At 45.4% G+C, this 21,766-nt stretch carries 15 protein-coding genes; 3 read left to right on the top strand and 12 right to left on the bottom strand.

Annotation, left to right across the window (positions count from 1 at the left end; genetic code table 11):
• Positions 1 to 201: 201 nt before the first annotated feature.
• The 8 genes from NST99_RS07910 to NST99_RS07875 form a co-directional block, all read right to left on the bottom strand.
• The gene (locus tag NST99_RS07910) at positions 202 to 909 is read right to left on the bottom strand and encodes a DNA alkylation repair protein (RefSeq protein WP_341090900.1); all 708 of its coding nucleotides are present in this window, start codon (positions 907 to 909) and stop codon (positions 202 to 204) included.
• Positions 910 to 1,013: 104 nt separating this feature from the next.
• A complete protein-coding gene (locus NST99_RS07905; RefSeq protein ID WP_341090899.1) occupies positions 1,014 to 1,988 on the bottom strand; it encodes a glycosyl hydrolase in 975 nt (324 codons plus the stop codon).
• A gap of 47 nt (positions 1,989 to 2,035) precedes the next feature.
• Positions 2,036 to 3,745 (bottom strand): ABC transporter substrate-binding protein, encoded by a 1,710-nt coding sequence (locus NST99_RS07900; protein WP_341090898.1) that lies wholly within the window; start codon positions 3,743 to 3,745, stop codon positions 2,036 to 2,038.
• 45 nt (positions 3,746 to 3,790) lie between these two features.
• Positions 3,791 to 4,729 carry a carbohydrate ABC transporter permease gene (locus NST99_RS07895; RefSeq protein ID WP_341090897.1) on the bottom strand — a complete coding sequence of 313 codons (939 nt, stop codon included), beginning with the start codon at positions 4,727 to 4,729 and terminating at the stop codon, positions 3,791 to 3,793.
• A gap of 14 nt (positions 4,730 to 4,743) precedes the next feature.
• Positions 4,744 to 5,700, bottom strand: a complete 957-nt coding sequence (locus tag NST99_RS07890) for an ABC transporter permease (protein ID WP_341090896.1) — start codon at positions 5,698 to 5,700, stop codon at positions 4,744 to 4,746.
• Positions 5,701 to 5,784: 84 nt separating this feature from the next.
• The gene (locus NST99_RS07885) at positions 5,785 to 7,335 is read right to left on the bottom strand and encodes a response regulator transcription factor (RefSeq protein ID WP_341090895.1); all 1,551 of its coding nucleotides are present in this window, start codon (positions 7,333 to 7,335) and stop codon (positions 5,785 to 5,787) included.
• Positions 7,328 to 9,112, bottom strand: a complete 1,785-nt coding sequence (locus NST99_RS07880) for a cache domain-containing sensor histidine kinase (RefSeq protein WP_341090893.1) — start codon at positions 9,110 to 9,112, stop codon at positions 7,328 to 7,330. The genes NST99_RS07885 and NST99_RS07880 overlap by 8 nt, the downstream gene beginning before the upstream one ends.
• Positions 9,113 to 9,231: 119 nt before the next feature.
• On the bottom strand, positions 9,232 to 11,415 hold the full coding sequence (locus tag NST99_RS07875) for an alpha-galactosidase (protein ID WP_341090891.1): 2,184 nt from the start codon (positions 11,413 to 11,415) through the stop codon (positions 9,232 to 9,234).
• 178 nt (positions 11,416 to 11,593) lie between these two features.
• Between NST99_RS07875 and NST99_RS07870 the strand changes: the two genes are divergently transcribed.
• Both NST99_RS07870 and NST99_RS07865 read left to right on the top strand, forming a co-directional pair.
• Positions 11,594 to 12,490, top strand: a complete 897-nt coding sequence (locus tag NST99_RS07870; protein WP_341090889.1) for an AraC family transcriptional regulator — start codon at positions 11,594 to 11,596, stop codon at positions 12,488 to 12,490.
• Positions 12,491 to 13,113: 623 nt separating this feature from the next.
• Complete coding sequence (locus NST99_RS07865; RefSeq protein ID WP_341090887.1) at positions 13,114 to 14,733, top strand: alpha/beta hydrolase family protein; 1,620 nt, start codon at positions 13,114 to 13,116, stop codon at positions 14,731 to 14,733.
• Between the two features lie 104 nt (positions 14,734 to 14,837).
• Here the strand turns inward: NST99_RS07865 and NST99_RS07860 are convergent, their stop codons facing one another.
• Positions 14,838 to 15,671, bottom strand: coding sequence for a discoidin domain-containing protein (locus NST99_RS07860; RefSeq protein ID WP_341090885.1), 834 nt, complete (start codon positions 15,669 to 15,671; stop codon positions 14,838 to 14,840).
• Positions 15,672 to 16,223: 552 nt separating this feature from the next.
• On the opposite strand from NST99_RS07860, the gene NST99_RS07855 reads away from it, so the two are divergent.
• Complete coding sequence (locus NST99_RS07855) at positions 16,224 to 16,595, top strand: alpha/beta hydrolase family protein (protein ID WP_341090884.1); 372 nt, start codon at positions 16,224 to 16,226, stop codon at positions 16,593 to 16,595.
• Positions 16,596 to 16,772: 177 nt separating this feature from the next.
• Here NST99_RS07855 and NST99_RS07850 read toward each other — a convergent pair whose 3' ends face one another.
• The 3 genes from NST99_RS07850 to NST99_RS07840 form a co-directional block, all read right to left on the bottom strand.
• The gene (locus tag NST99_RS07850) at positions 16,773 to 17,894 is read right to left on the bottom strand and encodes a hypothetical protein (protein WP_341090883.1); all 1,122 of its coding nucleotides are present in this window, start codon (positions 17,892 to 17,894) and stop codon (positions 16,773 to 16,775) included.
• A gap of 96 nt (positions 17,895 to 17,990) precedes the next feature.
• Positions 17,991 to 20,756, bottom strand: coding sequence for a M14 family metallopeptidase (locus tag NST99_RS07845; protein WP_341090882.1), 2,766 nt, complete (start codon positions 20,754 to 20,756; stop codon positions 17,991 to 17,993).
• Entirely contained in the window at positions 20,734 to 21,738 is a 1,005-nt protein-coding gene (locus NST99_RS07840; protein ID WP_341090881.1) for an LCP family protein, read from the bottom strand. Before NST99_RS07840 ends, NST99_RS07845 begins: the two co-directional genes overlap by 23 nt.
• Positions 21,739 to 21,766 lie beyond the last annotated feature (28 nt).

Raw genomic sequence — 21,766 nt, 5'->3', positions numbered from 1 at the left:
ACAAACGCCAACTATTCATCCTTACGTTACTTCCTTCCGAAACGACAAATAACCGCATAAAAAGGATGCCTCCGCGTCATTTCATAGTACGCGGGGCATCCCTTTCAACGGATAATGATACATCATTATAAATCTGTCGGTGTACAGTTCAGACTGGTCAAGAAAACTAGCCTGCAATTCCTTTTGCGGTGAGACGGACGGTCAGCATCTTACATGCTTACGTTTAAATCCAACCCGGCCTTTGCCGACTGCCTGTTGAATATTTTCATAAGCGTAAATAAATTTGCTTTTGGCCTTATCCTTATTGACTTCTACCGGGCCTACGGCCCTTGCGGTCTCACACACCTGATCATGAAGCGGCAGATAGGATACCGCCACGGTGTATAAAAAGTTGTTCATCGCGTATTTGGTGCGTTCCGGCGATTCATGAATCGTTTTTTTCACAAGCTCAAGCATACCGGCAATTTTGCTTTCGGAAAATTCATCGTCCGGCCGGTTGCCGAGCAGCCAGCAGTAACAGTTCCAGCCCCCTGACATTCTCAGCTCCTCACCGCTCGCGATCCATTTATCGGCAACCTCTTGCGCAATATCCGCTTCTGCCAAAGTTACTGCAACTACAAAATCAGACAACATATAAAAATAAGCCGCATCCATCCACCGGTCATAATCGGCTTCTGTCATTGCATTGGGGTCGGCAATAATGCCGGCAAAATACATGGCGTCGTAATTCCCTGTCGCGTATAGCTGCTCAGCCAGCGGCTGATTTATTTTGGTTTTCTTAAAGATAGGCTTCATAGCTCCGGTGGCCACGCCAAAAAGCGGTTCCTGCGCGCCATTCGAGCTGTATATTTTCTTGGTTCGTTCCTTGCCGAGCGCCTCAAGCTCCTGCATGACCATCTCTGCATTCATTGTTTAACACTTCCTTTTTTACTGGATACAGAAAGTGTACTTCACAGATTCCTCTATCGCAAGCTTGTCCCTAGTAGAATGGGTTGGACAATTTTTCATTTCCCTTAATAAAGTCGGGGCAGCTTGTCTAAAGTAACTGCATAGGGATGGTCATAAGCACGCCGAAGCTCCTCTTTCGTTGTCCATTCCTCGGAAGCGCCGAAATCATTGGACCATGTCATATACCAAACCCACGGAATACGTGTCTCAGACAGCATAGGGAGGCTCGGGACCACACCGATCTCCCCCAGTGCTGTGAGCTTATTGGCCGGTGTAATTGCCGTCAGCTCCATGTATTCTTTATCTAAGTCAGTATGGGTATGCTTTGGAGGATACACATCCAGTGAGATCACATCGCAGACGTCGTCGCCGACATAGCCTTCCGGATTAGGGGAATTCCAGACCCATATTAAGTTGTTCAAGCCATGATAAACCGTATACCGCTCATACATCATACGATACAGCTGTTTGGCAACTTCCGGCCCTTTGGCTCCCCACCAGAACCAGTCACCTTCAGATTCGTGGAATGGACGCCACAAAATCGGGATAGATTTCTCGCAAAAAGGTTTAAGCAATTCTGCCATATGATCCATGTCGGCAATTAGCCTCTTGTGCTCTTCCGTTCCTCCTAGAATTGCACGGGAGGCATCAAAAGTGGTGTGCTCACTATAGAATCCTTTGTCCCGGCTGCCGAACGGTGAGAACCAGTGCCAGGTAAATGTAATTAGCCCCCGCATGTATAGCGCCCAGTCCCATGCATTGTCTAACGTATTTTTATTTTCCTCTACCTCTATTAAACAAGCTTCACTGGCATCGCCGTAGTTGATGTTAGGGGAATACGCGAGAAGCTCGAAGCCGCATAAGGCAGGGAGTTTGCCGGTCACCTCTTCGATATATCGCAGTTCCTTCTGTACGGTGGTTTGTGTATGCTGCCCGGTAATCATCCCCTTGCCGGACAGTTCGCTTAAATAACGAAGAACGGCCTTTACCTCATTACTCGCTTTATCATTGCAGGGTGCCGGATTAATACGTTTGTTCATTGATTGATACTCCTATCTGTGAAAACGTCCCGATTTATTAAAATGAATTAGTTAGTGGACCACAGCTTAATCCGGTCTTGGATATGCTTGGTATAGGCTTCTTCCATTTCTTTAACTCCAGCCTTATCCAGGTCTGCCATATAGGCGTCCCAAATCTTATCGAATTCCCCCGGCTTGGACATAACCGCTTCCGGAATGCGTTTCCAAGTAATATCCTTCATTTTAGCTCCTAGTATAACAGCAGGATCATCGTTAGCCAGCGGCATGGTGTAAGCTGCACCGTAAGCTCTTGGCTGGAATTCCTCTTCCTTTGGGAAAAGATCTTTCCAATGCTCCGCCTTGTAAGCCTTTAGAGTTTCCTTTTCAGGTTCGCTATAAGTTGTGGTCAACATTTCCGGATAATTACGTGTGAAATAGTTACCGGTTGAATCCTTAATTCCATCCCCGTAATGAACCATCATGTTCCAGTAAAGTCCAACACCGGATTCTTTTTGGAAACTCGCATTGTCTGTGTCCATCCGTTTCTGTACAGCCGGAATAACCACCCGTTTGCCAGCTTCAACCGTGTAATGCTTTCCTTCAATACCCCAGTTATTCAGGATTTGTCCCTCTTCTGATGCCAGAAAGTCTAGGAACTGAATCGCACGTACCGGGTCCTTACACTTGCTGGAAATCGAGATTCCGTAACCTCCGTCAAAGCCGGCAGACCAGAAACTGGTATCCTTGTACTCATTACTCATCGTAACCGGATAATGACCGTAAGTTTGATCGAATTTTCCTGCAGACTTTAGCGCATTCTGTGCGTCACCATAATCCCATTCCGGATCAGCCAAGCCGAGAACACGGCCCGAAGCCACTTTAGCCTTAAACTGGTCGGTCTTTTGCACGAAGCTTTCCGGATCAAGCAGCCCGATGTCGTTCATGTGATTCAACCAGCGAAAATATTCTTTCTCTTCCGGACGGCGGAAATGATAAGTTGCCTGATGCGTTTCTTGATCAATGTAATATTCGCCGTCATCCGGTCCTCCGGTTGTCTGGAATCCCGAGTTGGTGACCTGGTACATATGCCAATCGTCCCCATTCAGCGAAAGCCCGATATTTTTGTTGCCGTTTTCGTCCTTCGGATGCTTGGTGATATAATCCTGGATAACTTTTTCGAAATCCTTTACCGTACGTATTTCAGGATATCCAGCCTCCTTGACGACACGGTGTTGGAGTTCAAAGCCCCCGTCGGCTTTAATTTTCTTCTCATCAACGGAGGACCAGGTTGGAATAGCATAAATCGCTTGATCGTCCAAATTGTACTTTGTGCGGACAATCTTATCTCCCAGCATTTTTTTGATGTTAGGAGCATGCTCCTCAATCAAATCTGTAAGATCGAGAATAGCACCAGCGTCGACAAGTTTACCGACATCCGCCTTTGCCGCTATCAAATCAGGATAGTTGCCTGTCGCGGCAATCAGTGAAATCTTTTGTACCGGGTCACCGACGGCAAACTCGGCATCCAGGGTTACACCGGTTTTTTCAGCAATAATCTTACCGACTTCATCCTTCATGTTATTCCAGTTCGTGCTGGAGTCCTCCGAAAAATAAGTGAGCGTAATCGGCTTCGAATTTGTCCCGGACGTAGACCCTCCTTCTGCATTGTTTCCCTCTCCGGCAGCCGAATTGTTATTTCCACTACAACCTCCAAGTGTCGACGCTAAAGTCAGCGCCAGTATGGAAGACATGACCATCCGTTTTTTTCCCATCTTCATGAAGCTCCCCCCAAAATAATGAATTAGTTAATAATTTGGATCGTTTTAACTCTTTACTGCGCCGAGCGTCATCCCTTTGACAAAGTATTTTTGCAAAAAAGGATAAACGATAAGAATCGGCACCGTAACAATAATAGTGATTGCCATTTTAACGGATTCCGGCGAAATTTGTGACATGCGCTCAGCCATATTAGCGGCATCTTGAGAATTGTTTGCACTTGTTGTAGTACTTTGCAAAATTTTCATTAACTCATATTGCAGAGTTGTCAAAGCTTCGTTAGACCCGTTAAAAAGATAAGTATCGAACCACGAATTCCATTGCCCCACCGCCAAGAACAGAGCCACAGTAGCTAATGCGGGTTTGCAAAGAGGAAGAATAACGCGCCAGTATATAGTGAAATCATTGGCGCCGTCCAGCTTAGCTGATTCTTGCAGCGCATAAGGCAGACCGTCTATAAAGGAACGGATAACGAAGACATTAAATGCACTTACAAGACCTGGCAGAATGTAGACAGCAAACGTATCAATCAAGTGCAGATCCCTCATCAGGATAAAACCCGGAATCAAGCCCCCGGTGACATACATAGTGACAGCAAGAAAAATCGAAATAAATCTTCTCGCCTGAAAATCACTCCTCGCAAGCGTGTAAGCCAGCATAGAACCGCTGATCAAGCCTGCTATGGTACCAATGACGGTCCGCAGTAAGGAAATTTTGAACCCGGTAATCAGGCTTCCATAAGTGAAAATCAGGCTATAGTTATCCAACGTGAATTGCCTTGGCCAGATGGTGATTCCTCCTCTAACGGTATCTACTGAATCGTTAAAGGATATGGCCAGTACGTTTAAGAATGGATAGATCGTCAGAATGGTTACGACAATCATTGAAAGATAAACGATTACTTCAAGAATCCGATCTTGTGGCGCTTTCGCCTGAAGGCTCTGTTTTACCCGGCCGACCGGCGCATTGCTATTAACAACCCCCATGTCACCCTTCCTCCTTACATAATACTTTCATTTGTAAAGCGCTTAAAAATTCCGTTAGCCGCAAACAATAGGATTAGGCTTATCAACGAATTGAAGATATTGATAGCCGTTCCGAAGGAGTATCGTCCCATAGCCAGACCATAATTAAGCGCATACAAATCAAGCACTTCAGAGTAATCAATGACCAGGTGATTCCCTAGCAGAAATTGTTTCTCAAAGCCTGTGCCTAGCAGATGACCAATGGACATAATCAAAAGGACGATCATTGTCGGCCGGATACCCGGCAACGTAATATGCCATATTTGTCTCAATCGGCTCGCGCCGTCCACCCGTGCAGCTTCATACAATTCAGGCCCAATACCGGATATAGCAGCCAAGTAAATAATGGCGTTCCAGCCTGTTTCCTTCCAAATATCCGCACCGGTTACAATCCCCCAAAATAAGTGACCTTTTGCCATAAACTGAATCGGCTGGTCAATGAGGTTCAGGCCAAGGAGGATATCATTCACTACTCCGCCGTCCGTCGAGAGCATTTTTGCGACGATCCCTGCAGCAACCACCCAGGAAACAAAGTGTGGAAGATAAGATACGGTCTGGACAAACCGTTTCAAAGCCTGAACACGGACCTCATTTAGGAGCAGAGCAAAGACGACCGGTACGATGAAACCGGCGATCAATCCCATAAAACTCATAGCCAGCGTGTTACGCAGCACTTGGTAGAAGTGGTCATCCCTGAACAAGGTGCGGAAATGCTCCAAGCCCACCCATTTCTGTTCAAAAAAACTTAATCCAGGTTTATATTTCTGGAAGGCCATGGTCCAGCCCCATAAGGGTAAATACTGGAACACAAAGACCCAAAGAACGAAGGGTATAGACATGTAGTACAGATACTTCTGATTTTTAAACTCCTTCCAGGCACTCTTTTTTCTCTTTTTGTATGCGTTTTCCGCATTTACTGTTATCGTTTTCATAGTTCCTCCCCTCTCTTGAATCCATAATAAATCAGAAGGGAGGCATGGCCCATACTAAGAATTTCGGGGAAAATCATCCACTAATTATGGATTTTTATAATCCGACGGAGAACGGCCCTCGTATTTTTTGAATTTGCTGTGAAAGTAATTAACATTCGTGTAACCGACATGTTCGGCCACTTCGTATACCTTCATTCCTTGGCCCAGCAGCTCTTTTGCTTTTTGGATGCGGACCCTGTCCAGATAAGTGTTAAAGTACTCCCCGGTTACGTTCCTGAACAGCTGTCCTAAATAAGGGGTGCTATAGTTTAGCAGTCCGGCAAGCGATGACAGCCTTATGTCTTCTCCATAATGTCTCTGAATGAAGTCGAGCATTTTCTTAATTTCCTGATCCTTGCCTTTAGGCTCGAAGTCCTCTGCAAACTCTGACAAGAAACAGTGGATCTCTTCCAAGAGATCCTGCAGATGATCATGCTGGTATATCCCGTTTAAAAATCGTGAGACTGTCTCTGTTTCCTTTAGTTCGATCCGGGAGGCAGCGGCCAGTTTATGAATGATCGCGTTGGAAAGAAAAAAGAAGGATTGTTTAACTGACTTCTCATCTTGTCCCTGCTTGAGAAAAAATGCTGCAGCCTCGTTTAACAGCTGCAGTACCATTGTCTTGTTTCCTGCATCCAGGCAATAATACAAGCGGAATATTAAATCCTCTATCCTCTCTTCATAGTTGTCATCGGGCAGCCGAGACAATACCGGCGAAGACAAATAAGAAATATCCGGCTCCAGAAGACTATCCTTAGTGCTGAAAAAAGCTTGTTTTACCGCTTCCTGGGCTTTTAAATAAGAGCTGCTAATATGTTCCGGTTCGGTAACAGCCCCCCCGGTTGCAGCAGCGAATCGGGTATCGCCTGCGATGCTCCGAATCTCACCGTACAGATTATCGCGCCGTTGTCTTCCGTGCAGCGGCACGTTGAGCAGTAGAATGACATAGGGGGAGATAACGGTCACAATCCCCCTACTCCGTCCCTCTATCCCTTGTTTCAGTCCAACCGAAAGCCGGTTTAATTCTTCAGAACGCTCCGCATCGGAAACCCGCGGATAGATGACCGCTACTTCGTAACTGCCCCACAACAAATCCGCTTGTTTTGTCTTACTTCTCAACTTTGCCGGATCTCCCGTCTTCTCCTGAGGAACGAGTAGACACTGCAGATACAAATCCCGGTTCACAACCTCTGTCTGACGCCCTTCGTTCGAAAGGGATTCCTTTTCGATCTGCTCGCGAACCAGTTTCAAGCTAGCCGACATTTCGCTGATGTTTACTGGTTTAAGGAGATAACCAGCGACCCCATACTTGATCGCTTGTTTGGCGTACTCGAAATCGGCATATCCGCTGAGAATAATAACATGCAAATGTTTACCGGCCGTTCTCAAGTGCTGAATCAATTGTAAGCCGTCCATAACGGGCATACGGATATCTGCAAGTACGACCTCAGGGCTTTCTTCCTCGATGATTTTCAATGCTTCTTTACCATTGCCTGCTGTAGCTATAACTGTAAAACCGAGACTCTCCCACGGAATTAGCGTTCGAAGTCCTTGCCGAAGCTTCGGTTCATCGTCCACGATCACTACCTTAATCATTGGATGCACCTCCAGGAATGAAAAACGTGATGTAAGTACCTTTCCCGGGCTCGCTTTCGATACACAAGGCACTGGATGCCCCGTACAGCATGACGAGCCGATCGTTTACATTTCTAATACCGATCCGCTTGCTCTCCTGTTCATGTACGGATACGGCAAGTTCCGCCCGAATACTAGCGAGACGTTCTGCCGGGAAGCCTGCGCCGTTGTCCCATACCTTAACTCGAACTCCCTTCGGGATTCTCTTCACTTCAACTTTAATGACAGCTCCTTCTTCGCGGTTATCAAGACCATGAACGATGGAATTTTCCACTAAAGGCTGAATAATCAACGGAGGGATGGGCATCTCCTCCAAATCAGGATCAACCGTCAAGCTATATTTCAACCGGTCTTCATAGCGGAACTTTTGCATACCCAGATAACAGCGCACACGCTCAAGTTCTTCCCGAAGCGGAATGTTGCCGTTACCAGCCTCCAGACTGCTGCGCAATAGCGTGCTCAGAAGCCACACGGCCTCTGCAATATCATCCTGCTTGCGAATGTGAGCCTCCATTCGTATGGATTCTAAAGAGTTGAAGAGAAAATGCGGATTAATCTGGCTTGCCAGCATTTTGAACTTAATTTCGTTTTGTCTTTGCTCTACAAGATTTTTCTGATGATTCGTTTCTTGGACTTCTTGGACCAGATCATGCACGCTTCTAACGAGCGCATTAAATTGCTTGGACAACAAGCCAACTTCATCTTTACCGTCAATATGGAGATACGTTTCCCAAGATCCCAGTCCCACTTTGGACATATGTTTGCTTAGGCGAAGCAGCCTTCCGGATAATAGCGAAGCCGAAGCATAGATTAGTAATACTGCAAACACCAGGCTGACCGTTATCACAACTACGCCGAGCCGGATCACTTGATTGGCATCACGGGTAATCTCGGAAACGGAAAAAACAGAAATGATCCGAAGTCCATTCCAGCTATTCTCCGGATTGAGATTTGCGATAACCACTTTGGAAGCTTTGCCGCCCACAACCGTGTTATAACTTCCTTCCTGACGCGAAAGAATCTTTTCTTCCCCATCAATTTCTGACAGGTTCTTCCCGAAAAACTCCGCTTCGTTGGATCCGACGACCCGATTCCGGTTATCCACGATAAGCGTAGTGAACGACTCCTGGTCCAGAATCGAACTTAATTGCTGTTTATCTACATTAATGACCAGAACACCTTTTTGCTCTATTGAATCCACAGGGAATGAACGTATGAGACTAAGCTGCTCGGTATCGTTACGTTCATCCTTGATTAGGTTCCAACCGGCAAGTCCTTTCTGGTCTATGGCCTCCTTGTACCAAGCTTCAGCTGTAATGGTAGTGTCCGGCTGGATAAATTCCCAGTTGTTGAGTGCTTCCGGATTAACGACATATACGCGAATGCCCGATATCTCCTTGTACAATTGGATGTAGTCGCGAATATCCGTATATTCCCGGTATGCCTGAATAACCTCTGTGTAACTTTCATATTTTTTGGCGGCCACCCTCTTCATCCGGTTATCAATGGTTAACCGGTAGGAAATGTCCAGCGGTACCTTAATCAGCTCTTCCGTACGTTTTCTGACGCGCTCCACATTGTCAGATACCTGCGAAGAGGCGTCATTAATGACAATCTCCCGAAGCTTCCCGGTCAAAAACAAGCTGGATAACACTAACGGAAGAACAGCTGCTGAAATGAATGTAAGCGCCAGTTTCTTCTTCATTTTCATGTCATTCATCATTCGGATAAAATTCATAGAATCATCCTCCCGGGCCAATACGGCCACTGCACGCAAAATGCCCCTTTTCACACAAAAAGGGGCAGAGATTTATTTGATGTATTGTTACTCTTTCGGATAGTGAAAGCGCCTTTACATCAAGCTTTGTCAGGACTTACAGCTCGGACACGGAACCATCCGCTTTCATGATCCTTTTGTTCATAGGGAAGGGACAGTCCCAACTGCATTAACCTATCTCCCCCAAGGATAGACTGTTCTCCGCTGTATCCCGGCTGAATCTCGTATGCAAGTTCAGGATGAAGTCCGGCTAGACGCAAAAATCTCTGGGGCGCGTTTGGCACGGCCATCACTTGAAAATAGTAGACCAGCGCCTCCTCTTTATTCTCGGAAACAAACATCCAAGCAGACTCATTTCCTTCGAAAGGGCTCTTCAAACGGTACAAATCACCCCTCTGTACTAATCCGCGAATCTCCTTGTAGGTTACGATTTGGCGTTTGACCGTCTCTTTGTCCTCTTCAGAGAATTTCGTAAGATCAAGCTCATAACCAAAGTTTCCAGACATCGCGACATCGCCCCGGAAATCAAGGGGTGTCACCCTGCCAACTTGATGGTTCGGCACGGCCGACACATGTGCTCCGATTGCGCTTACGGGGTAAACCAGGCTGGTGCCGTATTGAATCTTCAGCCGTTCCACGGCGTCAGTATTATCACTGGTCCAGGTTTGCGGCATGTAATAAAGCATGCCTGGATCAAACCGGCCGCCTCCGCTGGAGCAACTCTCGAAAAGAATATGCGGGAATGCGGTAGTAATGCGCTCTAACAGCTCGTACAATCCCAGAACATAACGATGGGCAGTCTCGGATTGACGTTCCGGCGGCAGATCAGCCGAACCTATTTCTGTTAAGCAGCGGTTCATATCCCACTTCACATAAGAGACCGGCACACTGGAAAAAATAGCGGACAGCGAGTCATAGATATAATCGCGCACTTCTTTGCGGGTATAATCCAGCACTAGCTGACATCTTGCTTCACTGCGTCTCCGCCCCGGAACATGAAGGCACCAGTCTGGATGCTCCCGGTACAGCACACTGTCCGGCGAGATCATCTCAGGCTCAACCCAGAGCCCGAATTTTAGGCCAAGCTTATTGATGCGTTCCGCAACCTCCTGAAGACCACCTGGGAGCTTCCGGCGATCCTCGTACCAATCACCAAGCGACGAATTGTCAGAATCCCTTTTCCCGAACCAGCCGTCATCCAAAACAAACAGCTCGATCCCCAGCTTGGCTCCCTCTTCCGCTATCGATACCAGCTTATCGCTATTAAAGTCAAAGTAGGTAGCTTCCCAGTTGTTGACTAGAACAGGACGTTCTTCGTCGCGATATTCCCCCCGGCAAAGCCGGGTCCGATACAAACGGTGATACGTGCGGGACATGTCTCCCAGTCCTTGCCCAGAGTAAACCATAACTGTTTCCGGGGTCTGGAAGCACTCCCCTGGACTGAGCAACCACGCAAAATCAAACGAATTTATCCCGATGCTAAACCGCGTAGAGCCAAACGAGTCCACTTCCGCATCTGCTTCAAAGCCACCGCTATAGACAAGGCTAAAACCGAAAGCCTCACCGTGATGCTCCGTCGTTTCCGGAGTGACCAACGCGGCAAAGGGGTTGAATTGATGGCCGCTCATGCCTCTTTTACTGTCGATGCGGGTCTCCCCTTGATGAAGCGCTTTGCGGGTAATATTACCTTCCCGGGCCCAGGCACCTGAAAGATACGTTATCTCAAAATCGCGTTTGCCCGGAAAATCGACACTGGCACTCAGGGCACGCCGAAGCCGCAACTTTGTGTCCCCCTCATTACTCAGCCGGGCCGAGCGAATGATGACGTCACGATCTGCGAAGATGCTATAACTAAGCACAACTTTAAGCCCTGAATAAGCATCAGTTAAGTCCAGTTCCAGCGTATCTGCTTCCGTTTCTTCCTCGGTATAAACGGCCGGTAGCCCGGCTAGGGCAGGCTTTCCCTTAGTCATCCGGTAACCTTCATATTTCAGCTCAGTGATGCGTGTTCCATCCTCAAGTTCAACCTGGTACGCCGGATTCCGGAAGTCCCCGCTCCCATATTGCGGGTATTCTTGCGGCAACCGGTCTATTCCAGCCTTCTTCGGGGTAGCAATTAGCAGATCGGACATGGGTTCCCGGTGTTTCAGTCTGCTCCCCCAATATACATGTACAGGGTGACCATCTACTATCTGTAAAATGTAGCTCATGCCGGACGACTGCAGATGAAATAGCCCTGCTTGCTCTTGTACGATTATGCCCATAACAAAATATCCCTTCCTTCCAGTAAATACTGTCTACATGGTTTAATACTTGATAAGTCCATGCATTAGAACAGGCAGTTCTATAGAAATAATATATTAAACTCAGATATAGAGTACATGGCATGGTACTCACTAAATATGTTATGATACTAGATATTTTATATTAAGGAGATTTATTATGATTGAGTATCTGCCACGTAGTAAACAGCATACAGAATTACAACTCAACCAATTCGGCATTGAGGATTGTATACCGGGTCATTTTTTTGGGCCAGCTGTGAGGAGTCACTATTTACTCCATTATGTTTTGAGCGGGGAAGGATTCTTTGAAGTGGGTGGAATTAAATACCGGTTGCGGAAGGGACAGGGGTTTTTAATTTTTCCCGATGTATTCACTTATTATCAAGCTGATACAGCAAATCCTTGGTCCTATTGCTGGGTTGGTTTTAACGGGACATCGGCGGAACTGCTCCTCAAGCAAGCAGGGCTGACAAAGGATTCCCCTATCTTCCGCTACGACAGAGATGATATGATTTACCAGTACTTGCAGTTGATGAACGAGTCGCGGGGATTCCGTAAAGCCCGGGAAACCAGACTGACGGGGCTGCTTTATTTATTGTTATCGCTGCTCGTGGAGTTCAGTCCGGCTACATCCCCTGAATTAAAAGAAACCCGTGCCGAGATTTACGTTGAAAAGGTAAAGGATTTTATCGAGATGAATTATCCTGAAAAAATAACCATTTCGGACATTGCCCAATTTATCGGACTCAATAGAAGCTATTTATGCTCGCTATTCAATCAGCGGATGCATATAAGCATCCAGGATTATTTGATTCGCTATAGAATCAATAGAGCATGTGAGATCATGGGAAACGCGGAACTTTCAATCGCTGACATTTCCCGGTCCGTAGGCTATAGCGATGCTTTGCTATTCTCAAAAATGTTCAAAAAGCTAAAGGGCTCCTCTCCTAAACATTACCGGGCGGAGGTTTTTGCCCTAACCCAGGACGATTCCCCAAAGCAAATTCAGCAAATTGAAGAGGAACATCTTTTTTATAGCGGATTCACACCATGAGAAATAGAAGAAATAGATATGCCGAAGCCAGTAAACTATTCTGTAAAGTTATATAATGTGATTAATTGTAAATTAGGACGGTGTATATTAATGAAAAAGGATCGTTGGGGAATATTTATATGTATAGTAATCATCTTAGAAATTATTGATGTGTTTTATAGTTTAATATTTAAACAATCTATAGAATGGTTTTCTTTAATTATCTTAACTCTCCTTTTATTTTTTATTTTTACTTCTTATAAAACTGGAAAGTGAAAAGTTCTAATCTTTAAGAAGCCAGCGAACCGGCATCAAATTCACTGTTTCCTTATTTGGCTTGGATTATTTTCGTTATGGATAAGTGCGGGTTACAAGCAAACATGCGATAAATAGATTTGCGTAAATAAGCCATGACCGTTAAAGCGGTATCCGTACAAGCGAAGTCTATGATTAGAATATGGCTCATTGAATCACCACTATCTTTTAGATTGTGAATTTATGTTCAAACTTAATACGAACCATAGTATAGCATAAATTATTATTTGATCGAAACATTCATTCCTTATCGTTTCCTTATAATCGCTTGGTATTCTGACAGCAGATCAACAAACAAGACGATTTTATTGATTCGAGGAGGAATACATATGATTACGAAAGCTAGAACGTTAAAGTGTTTAATGGTAGTTGGGATTAGCATTTCCTTAATGCATAATGCGGTTTCTGCCTCGGCAGCGAGCCAATCCCATTTCATATCGAGCCAGACAGATGACTTGCTCCCGCTCAGGCAAGTAGTAGAGAAGCTGGGCATGAAGATGCAGTGGGATAAGGCAACGCGTACGGTCAAGGTTATTAACTGGGCTGGTGGGCTGCAGATTCAACAACAGGCTAACAAATTGGTTGCCAAGCTGAATGGTGAGCCTGTTCAGAACGCTGGCAAGATTGAAATGAAGCAGGGGAAGACGTATATGTCGGAGCAGCTTTTCAATACCATTATGAAGTCGAAGCTGGATTGGGTACCAGAGACGAAAAATTTCCATTTGAGCCAAAGTGATTTAACAATGAGAACTGCAGCTTTTCTGACTAATATGCAACGGGGACAACTGATAGAGGCCCTAGCGTATGCTGATCAGAAGCTCGTTCAGACTTCCATCCCGACTCCTGTTACCATGATGCTTAACCAGCTTGTTGGGGCATCCATCATAGAAATAAATAGGACGAATAATGCTGTGCATCAGGTGGTAACAGCAATTTTAGAGCTGCAGGGCAGCAAGTTTGATGTGGAGATACGCTATAATAACCAGGGATTGATAGATGATATTTATGTCAATATGCATGTTCCAAACAGTTATAAGCTACCAGACTATGCAGATCCCTCTTCTTACACAGAGAAGGCAGTCGTTATTAACGAAGGAAAATATACTGTACCAGGCACTTTGACGATGCCGCAAGGCAAGGGACCTTATCCGGCGGTTGTATTGATTCAAGGCGATGGAGAGTCGGATCAGGATAACACATTTATGGCGGTTAAACCTTTCAAAGATATGGCTGCTGGTCTTGCAAGTCGTGGTATAGCAGTAATAAGAGCTGAGAAGATTACTCGTGAGCATTACGCACAATCCTATTCCACTTATACCGTGCAAGAAGAGTTTGTAGATCCTGCGTTATCAGCGATCAACATCTTGCAGAAAACTGAAGGTATCGATTCGAGTCGAATCTATTTAGCAGGCCACAGCCGTGGTGGGTTGATGGTACCACAGATTGTTGCACAGGCAGAGCCAAACTCTATTGCCGGTGCTTTCATTCTGTCATCACCGAACCCTCAGTTGACGGAAATTGATACTTACTTTGAAGCGAGTGCCGAAGACCAGGTAGAAGCGGATACACTGGCGATCTATCGAGAACAGTTAGGCCTAGTGCTTCAACCAGACTTTGATCCGCATCATGCTGCGGCGTTTCAGTTGACACCAAATGCATACTGGTGGAACAGTTTGAAGAACTATGTGCCAGGACAGGTGCTGATCAAGCATCCTATTCCGCTTCTTATCCTGCAGGGGGGCAGAGATGCACAGGTTACCTCAACTGAACTGGAACTATGGAAGGAGACGTTGTCAGGTCTTTCAGATACAAGCTATAAGCTCTACCCTGAATTGAATCATGCCTATATCGAAAGTGGCAAGGGTGATCCGATGTATGAATTCCTTGTTCCTGGCAATGTGCCAACATATGTGATTGATGATCTGGAGAGCTGGATCAAGAGTCATTAGGTCAGTAACTGGACAGTGAAAAGTTGTTCTATGAGAACTATTCACTGTCCAGTTACAAAGTAAAGATAAAAGAATTGATTAAATATCACTGCCCAGTGATACTCTTATGAGATGGTAAATTCCGAGATACAAGTGTCGTTATACTTAGAGCCTAGGTTGACTTCTAATATGGTGAACGTAATGCTGGTTGTTGCTTTAACTTTTGGCAGATCCCATACGGATTCCTTCGTGAAATCAGCAATGACAGAGGTTCCATCGGAGAAGGTTATTTTTGCTTTACGCACACTGTTGTTCTCCAGATAAGCGGAGACGGATTTACCATACCCCGGAAAAACCTTCAAGCTGCTAACCTCAGTTTTTTGGGGGAAGCTAATCGTAAAGCTTTGTCCTATTCCACTCCCTTTAACTCCTTCGCACCAGCATGTGGCTGTATCCCCATCGATTACTTGATTTGCATTATAAGAGCCGGCCTTCGATTTAGGTAATGTGGATGATGCTGTGATTTTGGAAACCTTAACTTTGTTAGCAAAATGAGAGGATTGCGACCATAAATCCTTGATTTCTGTTGCCTTATAGGTGTGCAAATTCACTTTATATTCGGTTAAGAGAATCCCTCTTACATACACTTCGACATAAGCAATCCAATTTTTATTGCTTTCATTGTCTGCAGCAGGGTAAATGAATTTCACCAGATTGGATTCTTTGCATTTGCAGTATTGGGATACAACAGCTAAGGCATCCCCTGGCTTTGGAACCCGGTTCGCATAAGGATCACGAATGAAGGTCTGCGGCTGAGCAAAAATTTTGTCCATGTCCGGGGGAAGTGCTCCCATTTTAAGCACGATTGTACCAGTTTTGAATTCAATGATACCCTCTCCGCGCATAGTCCTTGGATTTTCATGCTCGGTATAGTCCAGATATTCGTAGGTGAATGTCACGGGTTTCTGTTCATTATTAGTTTTCGAATTGCCATCGCATCCTCGCTTCTTTTCTTATAAATTCTATTGATGAACAAATACTCATTTAATATAGTAGTACATAAAATATAAAAAGTTTGTCGAATGTTAGCGATTTTTAACCCTTCGCCTCAAAAAAAGTCACCAGAAGAAAGATCGGATCCGGAATCACCCGCGACAAGGGAAATGTACTTTTGTTATCTTTTGTTTACATATTGACCAAACTTTAGCCACATGTGCCCGATATAGTGGAAAACAATAACAATCAAAGGGCAAGTATACTTTGCTCCTAAGAGGAGGAATATCCTATTGTCAACCATATCTCGGTCACAAAATGATTCCGGCCATGTGAAGAATGGACAAGGTAATATGCGGGGAACGGGGCGTCTGATACTATCGGATGGACGAAGGCTTAAATGCATTCTCAACACTAACTGTGTTGGAGATGTTGTACCTTTCCTCATTAATAAAAGCGCATTAATTTATCTGAAAGGAAGGTTAAGAAATGAATACAAACATTATAGAACGTGAGTTTTGCTGCACAAGAGACGGGGGAACAACTATGCAGCGTATTGTTTTGATTTCTGCGGTGGCTGTACGCATGGGGAAGGTAGAAGTGACGGAGAAACAACCGATATGACGGTGCAGACTGAATGCGAGGACCTTAAAGCCGTCATGGATTATGTCAAAAGTTTATCCTATGTAGATGCAAGTAAAGTATCGCTTATGGGCTTTAGCCAAGGCGGATTTATTTCGGCGCTCACAGTAGCGCAACGCGCAAATGAAGTCGAAGCGTTAATTCTCCTTTACCCGGCACTCTGCATACCAGATGATGTTCAGGATCATGTGGACAATCAATTAGTCAAAATCCGGGCAGCTTACACATTAAAGGGAACTGATTATTAGGGTGAGAAGTGCCTGTTACATATCGTTAACCAGAGCGTGAACGGGGAATGGTAGCCTACTGTAAATACAGACAGCAAGGCACTCGCTTTGGGGTTTTAATTTCAATAGTTCTCGAAGGAAGCGGTCAGAAGGAAACAACTGAACTATAGACGAATCAGAGTTTCCCTCTCCTTTCAGTTATGAAATATTGCTAGACCGGCTTGCCGCTGGGGCAGCAGATGATTGAAATCCGCTAAATAACCGGTCGAAGCGCCGCATCATTGTCTCAAGCGGACTAATTGAGAAGCGCACAAGCAGCCCACCTGCAATGAGTGTTATCAGTACGACACTTACGACACCAAATGTATAGTCCATACCACTAATTATGAGCACCCAGGCAAGAACAAACTGAGCAGCATATAGAGTTAACGCTACTTGTCCAACTGCGGCAAAAGGTGTAAGTATAGCAGCCCCCTTCTTCGCTATAAGACATGTCAGTCCCAGCACTAGAAGAGAAGTACCCAGCCCAATCAGGAGTTGAAATGTTGACCCGCTCTGCGGACCTGAGGTCAGAAGCATTTGCCACAGGGGCGGTGCTACATTGTGTGGCCAGATTGCATATGGATCTGGCTGAGTAGTGGCGATATTCGTATAATCTAGAAGCCATTTCTCAAAAGAATGGGCCAGCCCAGGAAGCACCCGGTTGGAAAACAGCTTAGAGATGACAAGTAGAATTATGCCGCTGATGATAAGCCACGTTGCATTACGTAGACTATGAAGGTTAAGTCGCCCGATCACCATGCCAGCAACGAAAACCGGAGCGACCCCAAGCGCAGATAATGGACCGCCAGCTATGTCTCCTAGGAAGTAGGCTTCTGACAACACACTGCCACCTAGAATCATCAGTGGAGGTCCAGCCACAAGCAGTACTAATGATATTGTAAAAAGTGTACGCCTAGAGCAACGAACCAACACTAAAGCCAATACGAATAATGTAGCATAGGCAGGTAAAATAACCCCAAAAGGACCATTTAACATAATAAGAAGATAACCAATAAGATCAATGAATATTGCCCGTGCCAGCATCTGTGCCCTGAATGCAGCCATCTCCACTCCTTTTTCAATCATGCGCTGTGTCATGATCGAGTAGGAGATGCCGGAACAAAGTATGAATAATATCATTGTGTTCCCTGAGACAATAGAAGCAATAACATCGTTTGAAGTAAAGTGCTGCAAAAACATTCCTATTACCGCTAGCCCTCGTGCTGCGTCCAGTGCAATTAGACGCCGTGTACCCTGCGAATTTATACGGCTTGACAACTAAATTCCCCCTCAAAAATATGTTCGTGCCCCGGTCAACTTATCGACAGCTTCTCTGGCATACGATCGGTGAATATGGCCAGCGATTCATTAGAACTAGGAACCAGCAGCTGCAGATTGCCCGGTTTCTGCACTGAATATTGAATTCGCCAGCAAACGGTATTGATGCTGTGAATGGCCGTTATTTGTCAAGTCGTTAGCGAATACCGTCAGATTTTTATTATTTTCTTTGTACGTAAAAGCCATGATCTGACCCTTGGCGGCAGCGTGTTTCGGCCACCAGCCTGCTTTGTAAAAATTCTCTTTGTCGCTTATTTTAGCAAGTACTTCTGCCGTTTTCGGCACAGCTGTAATATATGAACCACTGACAGTATAAAAATCCTCCTGTTCTTTGTAAGGTGCAGTAATAACGTTGTCTTGACTAACGTCTGCCAGGAATACCCCTTCATAACGCTCCCAGTCAGGTCCGGCAAAGGCGAACCCGGGAATCCAGTCCTGGATATTCTTCATCCCCATATTTCCATATGCGATATAAGGTTTTCCGTTCCTTACCAGCTCAGCAGAATCAAACGTATTTACGAGGATGTCAGCCTTCTTCTGGTCTGCTGTCACATCAAAGCCCAAATCTTCCAATACAAACTCAGGTTCACCCAGAGCGGCTACAGTCAGGCGTTTAAGGTGTTGTCCAACTGGCTTACTTTCCCCAAATGTATCCACGTCAAGAACATATTTGGAAGCTAATGGTTCTAGGTCCTGATAGGAAACGACAAAATCTCCTGCTTCGTGCCCCTCTTCACTTGCTGTAAGCATCGTCACTGCTTTGCCTGATAAGAGCAGATCGTTGACCGCTCTGATCGCATCATTATTCGTGTTGCGAATGAGGACGTACGCAATGTTGTTTGGCATTGTCGTCCCCGGTACCGGGACGGATGTTACCGGCATCGTTTTGCTTGCAAATACGCGTGGCTCCCGGATCACATAACGATCGAACCCGCGCAGATCAGGGAAATTCTGAACAATCTCTCCGGCAACCGATTTATAGTCCGATACATCAATTCCATCATACAAGACGAGATTTGCCATGCCTCGCATCGACTGATGCATATTCACAACAAATGATCCTGCAGGGTATGTCGTACCGTCAACGGTTACTGTTTCTGTTGAATGCTCAACCTGAACCCCGTTTCGCAGGAAATATTCAACCATACGATAAACTTCAAGCGCATTTTTCTGTACGCTTTTATCAACTGGCAGTACGTAATACTCCGGAAAGAAATTTGCATTCCCTTGACGCGGGCGGCCGATTTCTTTATTTTTGGCATTGACCAAATACTTATCTACTGCACGATTATCAATATTATCCACACCGCGTTCATAGACTTTGAGTTGATTCAGGAACAATTTTTTCTGATTATTCATGACATAGGATGTTGCTGCTGCCACGCTATAGTATAGTGCTTTCGTAGACTCTTCGTTATTCTCCGGAATTTCCAGCGTGTGTCCGAGCGCCCCATGATGCATGGCAAATACGGCGGTATACATCGGAGAAGCGTCATCCCATCCCAAAGCCGTACCTTTTGAAACATACTTCGAATCTTTCACAGATTTCCGGTGTTCCTCGTAGGGAATATGATAATAATCATACTTGGTGTTGGCGATGCCGGCTTCGCCCATGGCTTTTGCTTGCTCCACCATACTGTCAATGAGCAGGTCGTATTCGATGTTAGGATCATGCGGCGGCGTAGCCGGTTCAATCAGGAAGCCTCTATCAAACCCATGCAAATCAAGAAAAGAAAGCGGGGACCATTTCGCAATTTGTTCTGTTACGCTGCGCGTCTCCGGTTGCGTCTGATAAGAGTTGTCCCGGTTCAAATCAAAATAATTGGCATTGCCCCGTTCCGTATGAACGCGGCCATCCGGATTATCCGTATAAACCAGCAGGAAGAACACATGCTTTAACGCATCATCTACATTGAAGTTGACCTTGCTTGCTTTGCCATCGGACAGCGTGGTGTTATACGTAATCCGATCGTCCAATGCCATAGACTTAAAATAATTAAAAATGGCATCGACACCCGGCGATTCATTCGGATGAATATTATTCAGCCAGATGGGCACGGCATAGTCGCTGAATACACCTGATTTAATATCGGCTTGCAGCTGCTTGGGATTATTCAACATGGCAGCATGAGTTACATTCTGATATTTGTCGACCGCTGCTTTGTCCTTAGCGACGATCGTGAAGTAAATATCCCTTCCTTCGACCGACTTTCCAATGGATTCGGTATGAATGTACCGTTTGTTTTTGATTGCGGCTTGCTTTGTAACAGCATCAATCTGCGGCTTCAACTCCTCGTAAGTCAGGAAGCTGTCATATGGCGTTAATTTCACCGGAGCCTGGGCAATAACATGTCCGTTAGCTTTTGCCGCCAGATCATAGGTTCCCATCAGTGAAGCGAATAACGGCTGCTGCAGGCGGGGTTCAGCCAGATTGTCCGTACTGTAAGGCAGGTCAAAGGTAATGCTGGCCGTGAGTACCACTCCTTTCGTCTTTACATTGTTAACTGTGATAAAAGACGGACCGGTGTAATTACGTTTTTCAAACGCAAATTTCTTCCATTCGGATAACGGTTTGCCTCCATAGGTCCAGCTGATCCTTTTTGAATCTACACCTTTCGGCAGATTAAAACGGACTTGGATTGTTTTCTTTTCCGTCATGGATGCCACATTGTTATTCATTTTTAAGACTTGGACAGGTTTAACTTCACTCAAAGACTTTTCACCGTGAGCCGTCGTGCCGGTCAGCAGCGACAGTGAAATTAATATCGCCAGTGTGCCTTTATTTAATAGCTTCTTCAACATTCTGTTTCCCCTCTTCTGACTGTTCCGATGCATCGTTTTCAATGATATTCCGGACATATTCTTTCAATTCATTGCTGCTTGAGACGCCCAGAACCGCCGCTCTTCCAACATAGGTTTCTTTAACCAGGTTCATTGGAGGAATTTGCTCACTTGCCTCCATTTTGCTTCGGTATCCCACTGACGCCAGTTTCCACATATCGTTTACCGATAGGTTGGTATCAATATAAGGACTGACCTCCTCAAGTATGGAAGGCAGCTTCATGATAGAGGTAGTGCTTTTCATTTTTTCGACGATGGCATTGGTGAATTCCCGCTGGCGTTTCGTCCGGGAGTAATCGGACATAGCATCATGACGAAAACGAACATACTGCAGTGCTGTTGTCCCGTCCAGATGCTGCTGACCCTCTTTCAGGTCAATGTCATATTCATGCTTATCGGCTTTACTCTCATAGTTCATATTCTTCTCGACATAGAAATCGACTCCACCTACAGCATCCACAAGCTTAATAAAGCCCTGAAAGTCTGTGTATACGTAAAATTGAATCGGAATTCCCAGTAGATCACTTATTGCACTCATCGCCGTATTGGGTCCATATGTGATCGCCGTATTGATACGGTTCTTGCCATGCTCCGGAATTTCGGTATAGGTGTCGCGGAGAATGGAAAACACATGAATACGATCACGGACCGGGTCGAGCGTTACCACCATCATGCTGTCGGATCTGGGAATCTCCCCTTTGGAGGTTCCGCGGGCATCCACTCCCATCAATAATATATTGACGGGTTCCTTGCCAGTCCATTTCGGAGGTTCTACGATCTTCTCATCGTTTGCTTTCACCTCATAAAAAGGAGAGTTATCCGCAGTTTTCCTTAAACCCTCCAGCCCTTTATAAATAGAAGAGACATAATAGAACACAAACGCGATAACCCCAACGAGAAAAATGGATGCCACTATTACAATTCTTTTCTTTTTCAACTTCATGTCGAATCCTCTTTTCTTTGTATTCCTC

The organism is Paenibacillus sp. FSL L8-0470 (assembly GCF_038008625.1).
Classification (GTDB): domain Bacteria; phylum Bacillota; class Bacilli; order Paenibacillales; family Paenibacillaceae; genus Paenibacillus_AQ.
The sequence above is the reverse complement of the archived record's forward strand: the minus strand, read 5'-3'. Positions and strand labels throughout refer to the sequence as shown.

What these genes read in the sequence shown, in the direction of transcription:
- NST99_RS07910 (WP_341090900.1), bottom strand. Translation starts at nt 909, where the DNA reads ATGAATGCAGAGATGGTCATGCAGGAGCTTGAGGCGCTCGGCAAGGAA.
- NST99_RS07905 (WP_341090899.1), bottom strand. Translation starts at nt 1,988, where the DNA reads ATGAACAAACGTATTAATCCGGCACCCTGCAATGATAAAGCGAGTAAT.
- NST99_RS07900 (WP_341090898.1), bottom strand. Translation starts at nt 3,745, where the DNA reads ATGAAGATGGGAAAAAAACGGATGGTCATGTCTTCCATACTGGCGCTG.
- NST99_RS07895 (WP_341090897.1), bottom strand. Translation starts at nt 4,729, where the DNA reads ATGGGGGTTGTTAATAGCAATGCGCCGGTCGGCCGGGTAAAACAGAGC.
- NST99_RS07890 (WP_341090896.1), bottom strand. Translation starts at nt 5,700, where the DNA reads ATGAAAACGATAACAGTAAATGCGGAAAACGCATACAAAAAGAGAAAA.
- NST99_RS07885 (WP_341090895.1), bottom strand. Translation starts at nt 7,335, where the DNA reads ATGATTAAGGTAGTGATCGTGGACGATGAACCGAAGCTTCGGCAAGGA.
- NST99_RS07880 (WP_341090893.1), bottom strand. Translation starts at nt 9,112, where the DNA reads ATGAATTTTATCCGAATGATGAATGACATGAAAATGAAGAAGAAACTG.
- NST99_RS07875 (WP_341090891.1), bottom strand. Translation starts at nt 11,415, where the DNA reads ATGGGCATAATCGTACAAGAGCAAGCAGGGCTATTTCATCTGCAGTCG.
- NST99_RS07870 (WP_341090889.1), top strand. Translation starts at nt 11,594, where the DNA reads ATGATTGAGTATCTGCCACGTAGTAAACAGCATACAGAATTACAACTC.
- NST99_RS07865 (WP_341090887.1), top strand. Translation starts at nt 13,114, where the DNA reads ATGATTACGAAAGCTAGAACGTTAAAGTGTTTAATGGTAGTTGGGATT.
- NST99_RS07845 (WP_341090882.1), bottom strand. Translation starts at nt 20,756, where the DNA reads ATGTTGAAGAAGCTATTAAATAAAGGCACACTGGCGATATTAATTTCA.
- NST99_RS07840 (WP_341090881.1), bottom strand. Translation starts at nt 21,738, where the DNA reads ATGAAGTTGAAAAAGAAAAGAATTGTAATAGTGGCATCCATTTTTCTC.